This window comes from Burkholderia sp. BC1, assembly GCF_052683555.1.
Genome location: NZ_JBQYLP010000007.1, coordinates 138785 through 153356, shown reverse-complemented (window position 1 = coordinate 153356; position 14572 = coordinate 138785). Strand labels below are relative to the sequence as shown.

Annotated in this window: 22 protein-coding genes; 20 read left to right on the top strand and 2 right to left on the bottom strand. The window is 62.9% G+C overall.

Annotation, left to right across the window (positions count from 1 at the left end; translation table 11 throughout):
* Positions 1–344: 344 nt before the first annotated feature.
* Positions 345–641: a type II toxin-antitoxin system RelE/ParE family toxin gene (locus tag ACSHSS_RS05810; protein WP_060182824.1), complete on the top strand. Its 297-nt coding sequence runs from the start codon at positions 345–347 to the stop codon at positions 639–641.
* Positions 642–643: 2 nt separating this feature from the next.
* Positions 644–946 (top strand): addiction module antidote protein, encoded by a 303-nt coding sequence (locus tag ACSHSS_RS05805; protein ID WP_060182828.1) that lies wholly within the window; start codon positions 644–646, stop codon positions 944–946.
* Between the two features lie 43 nt (positions 947–989).
* On the opposite strand, the gene ACSHSS_RS05800 is transcribed toward ACSHSS_RS05805, so the two are convergent.
* Both ACSHSS_RS05800 and ACSHSS_RS05795 read right to left on the bottom strand, forming a co-directional pair.
* Positions 990–2042 carry a phage portal protein gene (locus tag ACSHSS_RS05800; RefSeq protein ID WP_060182829.1) on the bottom strand — a complete coding sequence of 351 codons (1053 nt, stop codon included), beginning with the start codon at positions 2040–2042 and terminating at the stop codon, positions 990–992.
* A complete protein-coding gene (locus ACSHSS_RS05795; protein ID WP_105793678.1) occupies positions 2039–3811 on the bottom strand; it encodes a terminase ATPase subunit family protein in 1773 nt (590 codons plus the stop codon). Before ACSHSS_RS05795 ends, ACSHSS_RS05800 begins: the two co-directional genes overlap by 4 nt.
* Before the next feature lie 152 nt (positions 3812–3963).
* On the opposite strand from ACSHSS_RS05795, the gene ACSHSS_RS05790 reads away from it, so the two are divergent.
* The 18 genes from ACSHSS_RS05790 to ACSHSS_RS05705 all read left to right on the top strand — a co-directional run bounded on the left by ACSHSS_RS05790 (position 3964) and on the right by ACSHSS_RS05705 (position 14536).
* Positions 3964–5010: a GPO family capsid scaffolding protein gene (locus ACSHSS_RS05790; protein ID WP_006413711.1), complete on the top strand. Its 1047-nt coding sequence runs from the start codon at positions 3964–3966 to the stop codon at positions 5008–5010.
* Positions 5011–5065: 55 nt separating this feature from the next.
* On the top strand, positions 5066–6085 hold the full coding sequence (locus tag ACSHSS_RS05785; RefSeq protein ID WP_200021678.1) for a phage major capsid protein, P2 family: 1020 nt from the start codon (positions 5066–5068) through the stop codon (positions 6083–6085).
* Positions 6082–6807: a phage terminase small subunit gene (gene gpM, locus ACSHSS_RS05780; protein ID WP_200021753.1), complete on the top strand. Its 726-nt coding sequence runs from the start codon at positions 6082–6084 to the stop codon at positions 6805–6807. The genes ACSHSS_RS05785 and gpM overlap by 4 nt, the downstream gene beginning before the upstream one ends.
* Before the next feature lie 102 nt (positions 6808–6909).
* Positions 6910–7392, top strand: a complete 483-nt coding sequence (locus ACSHSS_RS05775; protein ID WP_200021679.1) for a head completion/stabilization protein — start codon at positions 6910–6912, stop codon at positions 7390–7392.
* A complete protein-coding gene (locus ACSHSS_RS05770) occupies positions 7392–7745 on the top strand; it encodes a hypothetical protein (RefSeq protein ID WP_226111467.1) in 354 nt (117 codons plus the stop codon). The genes ACSHSS_RS05775 and ACSHSS_RS05770 overlap by 1 nt, the downstream gene beginning before the upstream one ends.
* Positions 7742–7948: a tail protein X gene (locus ACSHSS_RS05765; protein ID WP_006413699.1), complete on the top strand. Its 207-nt coding sequence runs from the start codon at positions 7742–7744 to the stop codon at positions 7946–7948. Before ACSHSS_RS05770 ends, ACSHSS_RS05765 begins: the two co-directional genes overlap by 4 nt.
* Before the next feature lie 19 nt (positions 7949–7967).
* Positions 7968–8312 (top strand): putative holin, encoded by a 345-nt coding sequence (locus ACSHSS_RS05760; RefSeq protein ID WP_006413704.1) that lies wholly within the window; start codon positions 7968–7970, stop codon positions 8310–8312.
* A 5-nt stretch (positions 8313–8317) separates the two neighbouring features.
* Positions 8318–8590 (top strand): phage holin family protein, encoded by a 273-nt coding sequence (locus ACSHSS_RS05755; RefSeq protein ID WP_060182839.1) that lies wholly within the window; start codon positions 8318–8320, stop codon positions 8588–8590.
* On the top strand, positions 8587–9393 hold the full coding sequence (locus ACSHSS_RS05750) for an N-acetylmuramidase domain-containing protein (RefSeq protein WP_105771825.1): 807 nt from the start codon (positions 8587–8589) through the stop codon (positions 9391–9393). Before ACSHSS_RS05755 ends, ACSHSS_RS05750 begins: the two co-directional genes overlap by 4 nt.
* Positions 9390–9824 carry an Rz-like lysis system protein LysB gene (gene lysB / locus ACSHSS_RS05745; RefSeq protein ID WP_200021680.1) on the top strand — a complete coding sequence of 145 codons (435 nt, stop codon included), beginning with the start codon at positions 9390–9392 and terminating at the stop codon, positions 9822–9824. Before ACSHSS_RS05750 ends, lysB begins: the two co-directional genes overlap by 4 nt.
* Positions 9712–9963, top strand: coding sequence for an Rz1-like lysis system protein LysC (gene lysC / locus ACSHSS_RS05740; protein WP_230955638.1), 252 nt, complete (start codon positions 9712–9714; stop codon positions 9961–9963). The genes lysB and lysC overlap by 113 nt, the downstream gene beginning before the upstream one ends.
* Positions 9956–10405, top strand: a complete 450-nt coding sequence (locus tag ACSHSS_RS05735; RefSeq protein WP_006413707.1) for a phage tail protein — start codon at positions 9956–9958, stop codon at positions 10403–10405. Before lysC ends, ACSHSS_RS05735 begins: the two co-directional genes overlap by 8 nt.
* Positions 10390–10860 (top strand): phage virion morphogenesis protein, encoded by a 471-nt coding sequence (locus ACSHSS_RS05730; protein WP_006413658.1) that lies wholly within the window; start codon positions 10390–10392, stop codon positions 10858–10860. Before ACSHSS_RS05735 ends, ACSHSS_RS05730 begins: the two co-directional genes overlap by 16 nt.
* A gap of 87 nt (positions 10861–10947) precedes the next feature.
* Positions 10948–11628, top strand: coding sequence for a phage baseplate assembly protein V (locus tag ACSHSS_RS05725; RefSeq protein ID WP_043280819.1), 681 nt, complete (start codon positions 10948–10950; stop codon positions 11626–11628).
* Positions 11625–11996 (top strand): GPW/gp25 family protein, encoded by a 372-nt coding sequence (locus tag ACSHSS_RS05720; protein WP_200021681.1) that lies wholly within the window; start codon positions 11625–11627, stop codon positions 11994–11996. Before ACSHSS_RS05725 ends, ACSHSS_RS05720 begins: the two co-directional genes overlap by 4 nt.
* On the top strand, positions 11993–12904 hold the full coding sequence (locus tag ACSHSS_RS05715; RefSeq protein ID WP_060182848.1) for a baseplate J/gp47 family protein: 912 nt from the start codon (positions 11993–11995) through the stop codon (positions 12902–12904). The genes ACSHSS_RS05720 and ACSHSS_RS05715 overlap by 4 nt, the downstream gene beginning before the upstream one ends.
* Positions 12897–13460: a phage tail protein I gene (locus ACSHSS_RS05710; RefSeq protein ID WP_200021682.1), complete on the top strand. Its 564-nt coding sequence runs from the start codon at positions 12897–12899 to the stop codon at positions 13458–13460. The genes ACSHSS_RS05715 and ACSHSS_RS05710 overlap by 8 nt, the downstream gene beginning before the upstream one ends.
* Positions 13460–14536, top strand: a complete 1077-nt coding sequence (locus ACSHSS_RS05705; RefSeq protein ID WP_200021761.1) for a gp53-like domain-containing protein — start codon at positions 13460–13462, stop codon at positions 14534–14536. The genes ACSHSS_RS05710 and ACSHSS_RS05705 overlap by 1 nt, the downstream gene beginning before the upstream one ends.
* The last annotated feature ends 36 nt before the right edge of the window (positions 14537–14572 follow it).

Below are 14572 nucleotides of genomic sequence, written 5' to 3'. Positions count from 1 at the left end.
GCGTTTACGGGGATCGTGGCCGGTGCATCAAAACCGGCCCCTTTAGCGAAGAGGGCGGGCGGGGAGGGGGACTGCGATTTTCGGGGTACGGGCTTGGGCGCGCGCGGCAGCCGCCCGCCATCCGAAGGCCGCACTCGATGGATTACGACCCCGTAGCGGCCCGCGTGCGCCTGCGGCAGGGGTAACGCGACCCCTTCAACGCCGACGGCCCCAGCGCCCGGATTTCGGCGCGCAGCTTCACCGCGCGAACCGGGGCGGACACGTGCGGCGCACGGCCGTCGCGCCCTGACCGCGACGCAACAAATCCGTAGCCATGTTGTCCCCCATGGGTTACAATGGCCGTCATGTACAAAGTTTTGACCACGCCGCAATTTGATGACTGGCTCGACGGGCTTCGTGACCCGGTCGGCAGCGCGGCAATCAGCCTGCGCATCGAGCGGGCGAAACTCGGCAACCTCGGTCACTGGCGGGCTGTCGGGGATGGCGTGTGCGAGATGAAAATCGACGTGGGGCCAGGCTATCGAGCCTATTTCGTGCGGCGCGGAAAAATCCTCGTCATCGTGTTGTGCGGTGGCGACAAGGCGACGCAGAAAAAGGACATCAAGCTGGCAAAGCAAATAGCTGGCGAACTGGAGGATTGATGATGAAAATCAGCGAACTGAGCGAATTCGACGGCTCGAAGTACCTGAAGGATGAGGACGCGATTCGCCACTACTTGGCGCAAGCGTTTGAAGATGGAGATTCGCGCCTGATCCAAGCTGCACTCGGAAACGTTGCGAAAGCGCGCGGCATGTCTGCGCTCGCGCGTGATTCGGGTGTGAAGCGTGAAGCGCTCTATCGCGCTTTGTCGGAAGGGGGGAACGCGGAATTCGCAACCATCATGAAAGTAGTCAGCGCGCTTGGACTGCACCTGACCATTGCGCCGCCAACGCCAACGCACGCGTGAGGCGCGCCGGTGGGCGCCGACCAGATGGCCGGCGCTGCACCGATTACACGGCCGGCGGTGCCGGCGCGTCGACCGTGTACGGCTCGAATCGCACGATCTCGTCTCCGGCCCATTCGTTGAACGCCATGAACTGCGCCTGTAGCGGGGCAATCTCGTTGCGGCCGAACACGCGGGCCGCTGTATCGGCTGCGCCGAAGCCCCCCGTGTTGCTCGGCACGATGCCGAGCAGTTGCGGCGGTACTCGATGCGCGGCGAGCAAGTCGTCGCGCGTGATGTTCTTGATGTTGAAGAACTCGTCTTTCGCGGCGACTTCCGACACGGGAATCAGCTGAATCCCGTCCTTGTTTCCGCCCGGCGCGTAGTAGAACAGGTTGCGGAAATTGCCCGGCCCCTTCGCACTTTTCAGTGCGTCACGCAGCGCGTCGATATCGTCCTGTCCCGCCTTGTCGTCGGTGAGGTACAGGATGAAGCCGGCGTGACTGCCGTTCTCGTAGTAGCGCCGGCGGAACAGCGTGGACGACTCGTTCAGCATAGCCGCGTGAAGCGAGCCGAGATATTCCGGCAGGCCGTAGACTTCCTGATTCACGTCGGATTCGATCAGGTGGTGCACCGACCCTGCTTCAAACTCATGTACGGCCTGCCAGCCGTTCGTCTGCACGTAGGTTTGCAGGTCGGTGCGGCGCCGCATGTATTTCGCGGGCGGCGGCTCGTATCGCATGATGCCGCCGAGCCGGTTTCGCACCGGACACTGGTAGCCGTTGCCGAAGATCATGAAATCGAGTGCCCAGCGCCGAAACGATTCGCGGCTCATCAACGGGTGCGGGATGAACGTCGATGCGAGCACGTTACGTTTGAAATAGATCGCGGATGCGTGGTGCGTGCCGGAGCGGAAGATTTTCGATAGACCGGCGAAGCTGACCGGCGGCTCGTACCATCCGTTGATGGTTACGAGCTCGGCATAGTCGAGCAATTCCGCGCGGTTCAAAATCGGCGTCGCTTCGCCGAACGTGAACGCGGTCGGGTGCGCCGGCCGTGCTGCGTCGGTCGCGCTGACTGCGTTGCTCGCGTGCTGAACGCGCGTCGTTCGTTTCTTCATGAGTAAATCTCCACCTTCCCTTTTTTGCGTGCCGCGGTGCCTTCCAGCGGCTCATTCGAAATCGCATGCAGGACGGCCCATGCAAGGTCAGCATGACCCGTTTGCTCGCTTCGCGACGCCTCGTAGGTAACGTTTCGTCCGCTCGGCGTTACGGTCTTTTTGATCGCCATGAACGCGGCGGCCATGTCGGTCCATCCGGCGTCGAATTGAAGCCGCGCGTTACCGACGACGGATAGCCCTTTCAGCACGAGGCGTCCCTTCACCTCGGGCGAATAGTTGAACGCCACCGCACGCGGATAGAACTGCTTCACGAGCTGATACACGCCCTGTCCGATGCCCGTCGTGTCGATCGCCATGTAATCGACGCGATAGCGGTCCGTGATTTTCTTGATGCTTGCGGCTTGCGCTTCGAAATCCATGCCGCGCCACTGATGCTTTTCCAGCACTCGGAACGGACCGCCGTCGACCGCCGGCGGGGCAACGACGACGCAACCGGCACTGTCGCCAGAAAGCGCCGGGTCGTAACCAATCCAGACAGGCTGATAGCCGAACGGCCGCGAAGGGGACGTGAGCGGTTTGAAGTCGTCCCACAATTCCCATGAATCGACCATGCAGCGTTGCAGGTTCGCGAGCGTGAAAATCGACGCCGTGTCGTCGATGAACTGACACATCAACAGGTTCGCGTATTCCTCGGCGCTGTACTCGAGTCGGAGCTCGTCAAGATCGAACAGCGTGCAGCCTGCGCGCGCGGCATCCTCGACGGTGACGATCTGACGCCACTGCCGATCCTCGCAGAGTCGTCCACTCGATAACGCCTTGTGCGTGACGTCGAAGTGAACGTGATCGGCTTTGGCGCGACCCCGGTTGATGTGCGCGCCGCTCCAGAACGGGTAAGCCTCGTGCCCGATGCTAGACGGCGTCGAAAAGTAGGTCTTGCGCCAGTGCTTGTGCATCGCCATGCCTGACGCGACCTTGTTCAGTTCCTTGAAACGCGGAACCCAGAAATACTCGTCGAAGTAGAAGTTGCCGTGATAGCTCTGCGCCGTGCGCGCGTTCGTGCCGAGAAAGTACAGCGTAGCCTCGTTCGGCAAGATGATCGGATCGCCGGTCAGCTCGACGTCGGCCGCCTCGCGCGCGAATTGCGTGATGTACTGGCGGAACACGTGCGCCTGCGCGCGGCTGGCAGACAGAAAAATCTGATTGCGGCCGGTATCGATGGCGTCGGCCAACGCTTCCCGCGCGAAATACCACGTCGCGCCGATCTGACGCGATTTCAGGATGTTTCGCGTGCGCTGATGGCCGTTTCGAAACCAGACCTTCTGGTAATCGAACAGCGAATCGCGGAACGCTTCTAGCAACCGGTCGCGCTGCTCGTCGCTGAAATCGTTCTTCGACGGCTTACGTTTCGGTGCTTCGTTGCGCGCCGCGATGTTCGGGTTCAGGTCGCTTTCCTTACCCGTTTCGCCGTAACGACGGATCCGCGCGATTCGTTCGAGCTGACGGCCGAGCAGGTCGATTTCCTTGTAATCGCTGCCGTCCTTTTTATCCTTCGCGACAAGCGCGTTCATGCGCATTTCGATCGTCGATTCGACTGTGTCGAGCGGATGAACCTTCTGCCACCCGTCGCGCTGCTTCCATGCCTCAACGGTCGCGCGCTTGATTCCCATGTGACGCGCGATCGACGACACGCGCCAGCCCTGAAAGAACAGAGCGCGCGCGGCCTTGCGCGGATCAATTTCGATGGTTGGATTATCGGCGGTATTGAGCATGCCGAAAGCGTAACCGTCGGTCGCGCGCGCGCGCATGGCGTGCGTTTGTATACAGGGGGGCGACAAACCCGAATCGTTGAGCGGCGGCCGGCAAACCGCGAACATGAGCATCACGCAAATCGCTCAACCCATCACCTGCCGGAGTACAAACGATGTTCAAACGAAAGTTGTCGCTTATCGCGATCGCCGTCGGTTCGATGGCTTCGCTCTTTGCGATCGACGCGCATGCAGCAACGACGGCGATCGCCGCGAGCCTCCAACATGGCGATGTGCTCGGCGGCATCGGTGCCGCTGGTGCGGCTGCGTTCGGTATCGGTCAGGTGGCGAACGTCGATGCGAAGCACGCGACGACGAAATGGTTCCGCGTCGCAGTCGAAGGGGCAACGACCGACGGCCGCAACATCGAGCGCGAGTGGATTCTCCAGATGGCCGCGCAGTACGACCCGGCCCTGTACGGCGCACGCGTGAACTGCGAACACATTCGCGGCTACGCGCCCATGTCGGCGAATCAGCCGTTCGGCGCGTATGGCGACGTGACGGCGCTGAAGGCCGAGCAGATCACCGACGGTCCGCTGAAGGGGAAGTACGCGCTGTACGCACAACTGAAACCGACGCAAGCGCTGATCGATCTGGTCAACGCGAAGCAGAAGGTCTACACCTCGATCGAGATCAATTTCTCGTTCGCCGACACGAAACAGGCGTATCTGGTCGGGCTGGCCGTCACCGACAGTCCGGCGAGCCTCGGCACCGACATCCTCACGTTCGCGGCGAGCCAAGGCGCAAACAACCCGTTCAACGGCCGCAAGCAGCATCCCGACAACCTCTTCTCGGCGGCCGAAGAGGCGGTGATCGAATTCGAAGCCGCGCAGCCGGCAGGCGGTGGCGTGGCCCTGTTCAAGCGCGTCGGGGAGATTCTCGGCCTCGTGAAAGAAAAAGGCGCGAGCGACGACAAGCGCTTCGCCGACGTGACGCAGGCCATCGAAGCGCTGGCGACGTTCTCGAAGGATCAGTCGACGCGCGTCGACGAGCTGGCTGGTCGGGTCTCGACGCTCGATGCCGAGCTCGCGTCCGAAAAGGCGGCGCACGCCGAAACGGCTCGGCAGCTCGCCGCGCTGAACGCGACGCTGTCGACGCAGCCCGGCGGCACGCAACGGCCGCTCGCGACCGGCGGTGGCGCAGAGCACAAGACCGACTGTTGATCGTCGGCGACCGGCCTCGAACGGCTTCACCCCTCAATGATGCGGAGAATCATTCATGCGTAACGAAACCCGTGCCGCGTTCAACGCTTACGTGCGCGAGATCGCCAACCTCAACGGTGTTCCCGACGCGAGCACCAAATTCACGGTTGCCCCGGCCGTACAACAGAAGCTGGAAAAGCGCATTCAGCAGTCGAGCGCATTCCTGCAACGTATCAACATGATCGGCGTCGACGCACAGAGCGGCGAGAAAATCGGCCTCGGTATCGGTCAGCCCATCGCGAGCACGACCGACACGAGCAAGCAGGACCGCACGCCCATCGATCCCGCCAGCCTCGACGGCAACGGCTACATGTGCACGCAGACCAATTTCGACACGGCGCTTCGCTACTCGCGCCTCGACGCATGGGCGCACCTGCCGGAATTCCAAACGCTGATCCGCGACGCGATCGTGCAGCGTACGGCGCTCGATCGAATCTGCGTCGGCTTCAACGGCACGTCGCGGGCACCGACGTCGGATCGCGCCGCAAATCCGCTGCTGCAGGACGTCAACGTCGGGTGGTTGCAGAAGTACCGCTTGAACGCGGTCGACCGCGTCATGCAGGAAGCAGTCGAGGGTTCGAAGAAGGTCAAGGTCGGCAACGTCGTCGGCGCCGACTACAAGAATCTCGACGCGCTCGTGATCGATGCGCTGCAACTGCTCGACGAGTGGTATCGCGACGATCCGTCGGTGGTGGTCGTGATGGGTAGCGGCCTGCTGCACGACAAGTATTTCCCGCTCGTGAATGGTGCGAACGTCGCGACGGAACAGGCCGCACTCGATCTCGTGATCAGCGCGAAGCGTGTCGGCGGAAAGCAGGCGATCAGCGCGCCTTTCTTCCCGGCCAATACGCTGATGGTTACGCGTCTGGACAACCTGTCGATCTACTACCAGAACGGCGGCCGACGTCGCTCGATCATCGACAACCCGAAGCGCGACCAGATCGAGAACTACGAATCGAGCAACGAGGCGTACGTCGTCGAGGACTACGGTTGCGGCGCGATCGTGGAAAACATCGAAATCGAGCCGGCGGCCTGACCATGACGAGCCCCGCACGCAGACACCAAGCGCGTATCCGCGCAGCGCAGGCAGCCGCCTCCGTGGCGCCCGGCGAATCGCTCGCCGGCGCGAGCCAATACGAGCTGATGCTCGCCAAGCTCGCGACCGACAAGCGCCGACTGAAGGCGATCCAGTCCGTCGCCAGAAAGGTCGAAGTGAAACGCGAAGTGCTGCCGGAGTACGACGGCTATGTGTCGGGCGCACTCGCCGGCGGGCGGGGCGGTCAGGACGATGTGCTGATGACGATCATGATCTGGCGCGTCGACGCCGGCGACTACGCGGGTGCGCTGGACATTGCACGCTACGCGTTGCGCTACGGCCTCACGCTGCCGGATCAGTACGAGCGGTCGACCGCCGCGGCACTCGCGGAAGAATTCGCGACGGCAGCGCTGGCCGCGGCGAAGAACGGCGAATCGTTCGATCCCGAACAGCTCGTCGAAGTAGCCGAGCTGACGGCTGATGCGGACATGCACGACCAGATTCGTGCGAAGCTGCACAAGGCGATCGGCGTCGCGGCGATGAACTGCATCCGCGACGAACGGCTCGATGGCCCGACCGATTGGGCGCGAGCGAGTCAGGCAGTACAGAACTTCAAAACGGCGCTGTCGCTCGACGACCGCGCCGGCGTGAAACAGAACATCGCTCGACTGCAAGCGCTGTTGAGCGATGCGGAGGGTCGCCGAGCGGCCCGCCGCAAGTAAAGAGCCCCACCGGCAAGGCGGCGCCGGCGTTCCTGCTCCCTATACCTGACGGCAACGGGACACGAACGCCGGCCCACCGCCTCCTACTATCGAGCAATGGCAATGAGTAGCTTCATCGCGACTGCACAAACCAACCCGCCGGGCGCGCCGAGCGCCGGTGTGAAGATCGTCAACGATGGCTGGTTTCCCGACATCGACGTCGACGATCTGCGTGCGTCGACGAAGCTCGACGGCACCGTGACGCCCGAGCGACTACACCGGGCCGTACTCGACGCGATTGCCACCGTGAACGCCGACCTTGCGCAGTGGCGGGCCGCGCAGGTGGCAGCCGGTCACGCCGATCTGGCGTCGGTGCCTGCGCAGCGGGTCGACGGCGTCAGCATCCATGTTTCCCGATACGAGCGTGCCGTCTACAGCCTGACGCACGCGGATATCACTGAGCAGTATCGCGGGTACGACTCGACGAAGTCGGGCGGCCAGAAGGCCGAAGCGCTCGACGAGACCATTTGCCAGTCGCGGCGAAACGCGCGATGGGCGATGAACGACATTCGCGGCATTCCGCGCAGCACCATCGCGTTGATCTGATGAACAAGTCCGAAACCGGTTACTACCGTGCAGAGCTGACCATCCGCGCTCGCATCAACGACGCGGCGCGCGCACTGTTGCTGCGCTTCGTGCCTGAAACGCAGCTGGCGCCGTATCGAATTCGGCTCATTCCTGCGCCGAGCGATCGCCATAGCCCGCCGCTCGGCGCCGCGTGGTTCCGTGTCGAGCGCCGAGTCGCGATCTTGTTCTGGCGCGAGATCGGTGCCTTCAGGCATGGCGACATGCATAGCGCGGAACTCGTCATCCGGAGCGACGCATTTCGGCGCCGGGCGCGTCGCCTACGCCCGGCTGTCGTCGCTCGTGCAGATGCAGCCGGAAAGGTGCTGCGGTGAAAGTCACGGCGCGGCAGGGCGACACGGTCGACTCATTGTGCTGGCGCTACTACGGGCGCACCGATGGAACTGTCGAAGCCGTGCTCGAAGCGAATGCAGGTCTCGCGGACTTGGGCGTCGTGATTCCGATGGGAACCGTCGTCTATCTGCCCGATATCGAATCTGTCTCGAGCACGGCTCCGCTCGTGCAACTGTTTGATTGACCTTGGGAGAGCTGGCGAAATGGCCGAACCGAACACCACTACCGCCGCTGCGCTGTCGGCCGCAATCGGCATCGCCGGCCTTGCGCCGGGCATCGACGGGAACGCGCTGATCGGCGCATTCACCGGCGCGGCGCTCGTCGTCGTCACGTCGAAGGAAATCGGGGTGCTGACGCGCGTTGCGTACATGCTGATCTCGCTCGTCATGGGCTACATCGCTGCGCCGGAGATCGTCAACGCAACGCCGATCCATTCGACCGGCGTGGCCGGATTCTTCGCGGCCGCGCTCGTTATCACGGTGACGCTGCAGCTGATCGAGCGCCTGAAATCCGTCGATCTGCTCGCGTTCCTGAAGAAGGGGGAGTGAGCGCCATGCACATTTCGTTCGCAGTGTTCGCACTTGCGGCGCACCTTGCCGCGCTCGTGCGCGTGCTCATGTATCGGCGCAATGGCGCGCGCCATCGCTACCACGTGTCATGGGTCGCCTGGGCGATCGTCGTTGTTTCGGGCGGGGCGTCGATCGATATCGCACTGCACGCCGCGCAAGTCGACTTCTTCGATGCGGCGACGGCCGCGCTGATCGCCCTGTTTGTGTTCGCGGCGCGCGGGAACGTCGCGCGGCTTTTGCGGAGGGAACAACCATGAAGACGCATCGCCTCGGCGATCACGGCGACGACGTCGGCCTGCTTCAGCGCAGGCTCACGCGCGCGGGGTTTCCGGTCGACGTGACGCACCTCTACGACGAAGCGACCGAAGCGGCGGTACGCGCCGTTCAGCGGAAAACGGGTCTCGTCGAAGACGGGGTTGCGGGGCCGAAAACGCTGGCCGCGATCGCGACCGGCCGGCGCGACCCGAAGCATCTTGCGGACGCCGATATCGTGCAGGCCGCCGAAACGCTCGGCGCACCGGTTGCATGTGTGCGCGCGGTGAACGAAGTCGAGTCGACGGGCATGGGGTTCTTGGCCGATGGTCGGCCGAAGATTCTTTTCGAGCGCCACATTTTCTGGAAGCGTCTGGAAGCGCGCGGCATCGATCCAGCCCCCATCGCAGCGAAGTACCCGAATATCTGCTCGCAGGCGCCCGGCGGCTATCAGGGCGGGGCGGCAGAGTATACCCGCCTCGCGGCCGCCGAACTGATCGACGCCGGCGCGGCGTATGAATCGGCGAGCTGGGGCGCGTTTCAGGTCATGGGCTACCACTGGCAACGCTTGGGATATTCCAGCGTCGACGACTTTGTCGCTCGGATGGAGAACGGAGAAGGCGACCAGCTCGACGCGTTCGTGCGCTATGTCGCGGCCGATCCGGCGCTCGTCGCCGCGCTAAAGGGGCGGAAATGGCCGACGTTTGCACGCGGCTATAACGGCCCGAACTACGCTCGCAACCTCTACGACGTGAAGCTCTCGCGCGCGTATGAGCGGTATGCGGGTACGGAAAAGGCGGCGGCATGAACGCAATCGCCACAAAACTGATTGCCGGCGCCGTGGCGCTCGCGCTGCTCTTATCTGGCGCGCTGTACATTCGCTCGCTGCGTGCCGAACTGGCCGACTCGCGCTCAAAGCTGGCGTGTACCGGTCAGGTGATCGCAGGGCGCGACACCGCGATTGGCGAGCTGCGCCAGAACGCGAGCGACAAGACGAAACAGCAACAGCAGCTCGACGTGTCGGCCGATAAGGTAGCGATGAAGCTCGCCGCAGCACGTCAGGAAATCCGGAAGGTGATCCATGAAAACTCGACTGTCCGCTCGTGGGCTGATACCCCTTTGCCTGATGACGTTGTGCGCCTGTCAGCAAGCCCCGCTTACACCGGCGCCGACGATTTCAGTGCTGCAATGCCAGCCGATCACTCGCTGCACGCTACCGGCGATGGCGCCGCGCACTAACGGCGAACTGCAAGACGCGTTCGATACCGCGAAGGGGGCGTGGGGCATGTGCGCGGCCAAGGTCGACATGATCGTCGATTGCCAGACGAAGGCGCAGGCTAAGATCGACGCGGAACTCGGACGGACGAAGCATGAATAAGCCTGCCAGCCTTCGCGCCGCTATCGCGGCGGCGATCCCGTCTCTTCAGGTCAGCCCGGAAAAGTTGACGGTGTTCATCGATCACGGCTCGATCGCCTCGACCGGGGCGAAGGGTCTATCGTTCGAATATCGCTATGTGTGCCACGTCTTGCTGGAAGATTTTTCCGACGATCCCGACACGCTCTTTATCGCGATTCTCGAATGGGTCCGGACGAATCAGCCCGATCTTGTGCTGAACCCGGACGAGCGCGAGCAGGGGATGACATACGAGATCGATATTCTCGACAACGCGACGTTTGACGTGTCGATCAAGCTCCGCCTTACCGAAAGCGTCGTCGTGAAGGTTGCCGACGACGGAACGCGAACGGTCGAGCACGTCGACGATTCGCAACTGCGCGACATGACGATCACGTGGACGGGTCAGCCGTGGCCGACGAACTGAGCACGGTCGAGTCGTTTCTGACCGGTCTGCTACTGCGGCTCGAACCGGCCGGGCGCGTTGCGGCGATGCGGGACATCGCCCGTACGTTACGCCGCAGTCAGCAGCAGCGAATCGCGGGACAGAGGAATCCAGACGGATCGGCGTACGATCCGCGCAAAGCGCGCGCCAAGCCAGACGGCAAGCAGCGCGACAAGCGCGGCCGGATCAAGCGTGAGGCGATGTTCGTCAAGATGCGAACCGGACGATACCTGAAGGTCGAATCCGACGCGAGCGGCCTCGCGATCGGCTTTGATGGTCGCGTTGCACGGCTCGCGCGCGTGCACCAATACGGCGAGCGCAGCCGCGTCGCGCCCGGTGGCCCGGAGTACAAATATCCCGTTCGCATGTTGCTCGGTCTAACCGCCGACGAACGCGAGATGATTCGCGACATGTTGCTCAAGCACATCACGAAATAGCCCCGCCTGACGGGGCATTTTTGTACCCGCGACCGCCACACGGTTCGGCGCTCGCCTCGCGCGCGTGCGGCCGGCAACATGGGCGGCATGGACGCTAACGAAATTCAGCGGCAGGCACGTAACGCTGTCCGCAAGGGCTCAATCCTCGACGTGGATCACGGCGCGGCGCTTTGCCGCGTGTCCGTCGGCGACCCCGACGACGAAAGCGGATCGCTCCAGACGAACTGGATTCCGTGGTTCTCGATTGCGGCCGGCGACACGCGCGACTGGCGGCCGCCGACGAAGGGCGAGCAGGTCATGCTGCTTTGCCCGATGGGCGACCCTGCGCAGGGAGTCGCGCTTTGCGGCTTCTACTCGGGCGCGTTTCCCGCCCCGGACCATAGCCCGGACAAACACGTGCGCATGTATCGCGACGGCGCATCCATCGCATACGACCACGCTTCGCACGTCCTGACTGCCGACCTGCCGGCCGGCGCGACGATCAACGTGACGGCGCCGGGCGCCATCAACGTCAACACCAAGGACGCGCTACTCAAGGCCGAAAAATTCACGATCGACGCCGACGTGATCGTCACGCGCACGATGACGGTACAAGGCCCGCTCGAGTTCCAGTCGGGTATGGCCGGGCGTGGCGGCGCCGGCGGCCCGACGATGCAGATCGACGGCTCGGCTGATTTCTCGGGCGAAGTGAAGTCGAAGGGCATCAGCGTGCCGCATCACACACACCGCGAGCAGGGCGACGGCAACGACGTGAGCGAACCGAAATGAAAGGGATGAATGCAACGACCGGTCGCGCGATCGTCGACCTCGATCACCTGTATCAGTCTGTCGGAAAAATCATTTCGACGCCGCTCGCGTCGTGTGTCAAACGCCGCACGTTTGGCTCGGATACGTTCGAACAAGTCGACGCGCCCAACAACGGTGGCGAGCGCACGCGCCTTTATGCGGCGATCGCCACTGCGCTGATGCGATGGGAGCCGCGTTTGGTGCTCACGCGCGTACAGATCACGGTCGCTGACGATTCCGTAGGCGACGCATTCGCGGGCAAGAAGTTCGTGGATATCGAAGGCTATACGACGGTATCGGGAGATGCCGTGCGAACGCGCATCCCGTTGATCGCAGGGAGCATCGCATGACGACGACAGCGCTCATCGACCTGTCCAGTCTGCCCCTGCCGGATGCGCTGGAAGTGCTCGATTTCGAGACGATTTACGCGGCACGCAAGGCCGCAATGGTTTCGCTCTGGCCGGAAGATGAACGGGCCGAAATCGCGGCCACGCTCGAACTCGAATCCGAACCGCTCGCGCGTCTGTTGCAGGAGAACAGCTATCGCGAGTTGGTATGGCGTCAGCGCGTTAACGACGCGGTGCGCGCCGTGATGCTCGCGTTCGCGAAGGGGAACGATCTGGAACAGCGTGCGGCGCTCTTCTCCCTGAAGCGCCTCACCGTGACGCCCGCGGATCCCGCGAACAACATCGAGGCGGTGCTGGAGAGCGACGACAGCCTGCGGGAACGGATTCAGCTCGCACCGCAGGGGTTCAGCGTCGCCGGGCCGGCCGCGGCGTACGTCACGAAAGCCCGCGCGGTCGACGGTCGAATCATCGATGCGCAATCGTCGCGACCGCGACCGGGCGACATACTCGTGACGCTGCTGTCGAGTGAAGGCGACGGCACCGCGTCGCGCCAGCTATGCGACGCAGTAGCGGCTGCACTTAGCGCCGAAGATCAGCGGCCATTGAACGATACCGTCTTCGTTGAATCGGCGGAAATTGTCCCGTATCGCATTCATGCGAAGGGATACACGCGAACGGCCGTCGGCGCTGACGTGCTGATTGAACAAGCGCGAAAGAACGCGCAAGCCTATGCCGACAAGGTGCATCGGATCGGTGTCGGCGTCGCCGAATCTGCGATCAAGGGCGTATGTCAGGCCGCCGGGCTATCGAAAACCGAACTGATCGAGCCAGTCGGAGATATCGCAATTGGACGCACGCAGGCGTCGTATTGCGTCGAAGTGGTCGTCGAGTATGGCGGCATCTATGAATAAGCTGCTGCCGCCGAATGCGACGCCGCTGGAAGTGCGCACCGCGACCGCTCTGGCCGCCGTCGATACGTTGCCGATACCGATTCGCGACTACTGGAACCCGGACAAATGCCCGGCAGCGCTGCTGCCTTATCTGGCAGCCGAAGTCTCGGTGGACGGATGGGAACTGGCCGAGTCGGACGACGCACGTCGCGCGCTCATCAAGTCTGCGATCGCCCTGCATCAGAAGCGCGGCACACCGTGGGCGATTCGTGAAGTGATTCGGCGGCTCGGCTTCGGCGAAGTGGCGTTGGTCGAGGGGCGCGGCATTCGCCGGCGCGATGGCACAGCTACGCGAAACGGCGATTACCTGCACGGCCATCCGACCGCATGGGCGCAATACATCGTGAAGCTGTCCCGCGCGATCACGCGTGATCAGGCCGACAACCTGAAAGCAGTGTTGGAGCGATACGCGCCGCAACGATCAATGCTCGCGGCGCTCGATTACCGCGCCGCGCCGATTCGACATAACGGCGTTGCATTGCGCAACGGCCAGTACAACAGAGGGAGTACGACCTAATGGCGGACCTTGTAGAAGTTCCGAAATGGGAAGAGGGAATTTACCAGCTGGAAACGTCCGACCCCGTGGAGGGCGGCCCCGACGGTATCGACAACGTTCAGGCGCGGCAGCTCGGAAATCGTACGCGGTATCTCAAGGATCAGCAGGAAGCGCACGTTGAAGCGGACAATCCGCATCCTCAATACGCGACGCTCGTGCAGATGAAAGCCGCCATCGAGGCGCTAGTCGCATCCGCGCCGGGCGCACTGGACACGCTTAATGAACTTGCGGCGGCGCTCGGCAACGATCCGAACTTCGCGACGACGATGACGAATCAGCTCGCGCTGAAAGCTGCTCTGGACTCACCCTTGTTCACGGGAATGCCGAAAGCGCCGACGCCGGATCAGTTCGATGCGTCAAAGCGGATTGCGACGATGGAGTCTCTGCGGCGCGAGCTTGGAAGCATGGCGGGGACCGACACGCGTTGTGTCGGTATGGCCGCCGACGTCAACTTGCCGGCGTCCTGTGTTGGAAAGCTGCTGCCTGTTCAGGGAGATACTTCGCGCACGATTTTTCTGCCGTCAACTGCGGCGTTGCCTGATGGCGCTTCGATCGCGTTTTATAACCTCAATCCGTCGGCGAATGGGGCGAGCCACACAATTTCTGCGCAGCCAAACCAAAACATCATTGTCACGACGGCATTCGCACAAACCATGCCTCTGGCGCCAGGCGATATCGTGACACTGACCGTGTACGCAGGCTCGTGGACGATGAGCTCCGGCTGCTCGAAGCTATCGCTCGCGCGTATGAACGCTTTTGCATGGTCGAACGCGCAGAACGGGTATCAGATGCTGCCAAGCGGATTGATATTGCAATGGGGATACGTCATTGTTGCGCCCTCATCGCTTCAAACGATCACGTTGCCGCTCACGTATCCGTCGGCCAATCTCGGCGTCGCGGGCTTCGCGGACGACGTAAACGCAAACGGCACTCAATACCGATGGACGGGTGGCAATCGAACGCGCTCGACACTGGGATTTGTCAACAATTGGGAGAGCGGGCCAATTGCGGGCTCGTGGATATCTTGGGGGTATTAACGTGGGTCAAAAGTACGCGGCATATGACGAAGCGAG

What these genes read in the sequence shown, in the direction of transcription:
- ACSHSS_RS05810 (WP_060182824.1), top strand. Translation starts at nt 345, where the DNA reads ATGTACAAAGTTTTGACCACGCCGCAATTTGATGACTGGCTCGACGGG.
- ACSHSS_RS05805 (WP_060182828.1), top strand. Translation starts at nt 644, where the DNA reads ATGAAAATCAGCGAACTGAGCGAATTCGACGGCTCGAAGTACCTGAAG.
- ACSHSS_RS05800 (WP_060182829.1), bottom strand. Translation starts at nt 2,042, where the DNA reads ATGAAGAAACGAACGACGCGCGTTCAGCACGCGAGCAACGCAGTCAGC.
- ACSHSS_RS05795 (WP_105793678.1), bottom strand. Translation starts at nt 3,811, where the DNA reads ATGCTCAATACCGCCGATAATCCAACCATCGAAATTGATCCGCGCAAG.
- ACSHSS_RS05790 (WP_006413711.1), top strand. Translation starts at nt 3,964, where the DNA reads ATGTTCAAACGAAAGTTGTCGCTTATCGCGATCGCCGTCGGTTCGATG.
- ACSHSS_RS05785 (WP_200021678.1), top strand. Translation starts at nt 5,066, where the DNA reads ATGCGTAACGAAACCCGTGCCGCGTTCAACGCTTACGTGCGCGAGATC.
- ACSHSS_RS05775 (WP_200021679.1), top strand. Translation starts at nt 6,910, where the DNA reads ATGAGTAGCTTCATCGCGACTGCACAAACCAACCCGCCGGGCGCGCCG.
- ACSHSS_RS05770 (WP_226111467.1), top strand. Translation starts at nt 7,392, where the DNA reads ATGAACAAGTCCGAAACCGGTTACTACCGTGCAGAGCTGACCATCCGC.
- ACSHSS_RS05760 (WP_006413704.1), top strand. Translation starts at nt 7,968, where the DNA reads ATGGCCGAACCGAACACCACTACCGCCGCTGCGCTGTCGGCCGCAATC.
- ACSHSS_RS05755 (WP_060182839.1), top strand. Translation starts at nt 8,318, where the DNA reads ATGCACATTTCGTTCGCAGTGTTCGCACTTGCGGCGCACCTTGCCGCG.
- ACSHSS_RS05750 (WP_105771825.1), top strand. Translation starts at nt 8,587, where the DNA reads ATGAAGACGCATCGCCTCGGCGATCACGGCGACGACGTCGGCCTGCTT.
- lysB (WP_200021680.1), top strand. Translation starts at nt 9,390, where the DNA reads ATGAACGCAATCGCCACAAAACTGATTGCCGGCGCCGTGGCGCTCGCG.
- lysC (WP_230955638.1), top strand. Translation starts at nt 9,712, where the DNA reads ATGACGTTGTGCGCCTGTCAGCAAGCCCCGCTTACACCGGCGCCGACG.
- ACSHSS_RS05735 (WP_006413707.1), top strand. Translation starts at nt 9,956, where the DNA reads ATGAATAAGCCTGCCAGCCTTCGCGCCGCTATCGCGGCGGCGATCCCG.
- ACSHSS_RS05725 (WP_043280819.1), top strand. Translation starts at nt 10,948, where the DNA reads ATGGACGCTAACGAAATTCAGCGGCAGGCACGTAACGCTGTCCGCAAG.
- ACSHSS_RS05720 (WP_200021681.1), top strand. Translation starts at nt 11,625, where the DNA reads ATGAAAGGGATGAATGCAACGACCGGTCGCGCGATCGTCGACCTCGAT.
- ACSHSS_RS05715 (WP_060182848.1), top strand. Translation starts at nt 11,993, where the DNA reads ATGACGACGACAGCGCTCATCGACCTGTCCAGTCTGCCCCTGCCGGAT.
- ACSHSS_RS05710 (WP_200021682.1), top strand. Translation starts at nt 12,897, where the DNA reads ATGAATAAGCTGCTGCCGCCGAATGCGACGCCGCTGGAAGTGCGCACC.
- ACSHSS_RS05705 (WP_200021761.1), top strand. Translation starts at nt 13,460, where the DNA reads ATGGCGGACCTTGTAGAAGTTCCGAAATGGGAAGAGGGAATTTACCAG.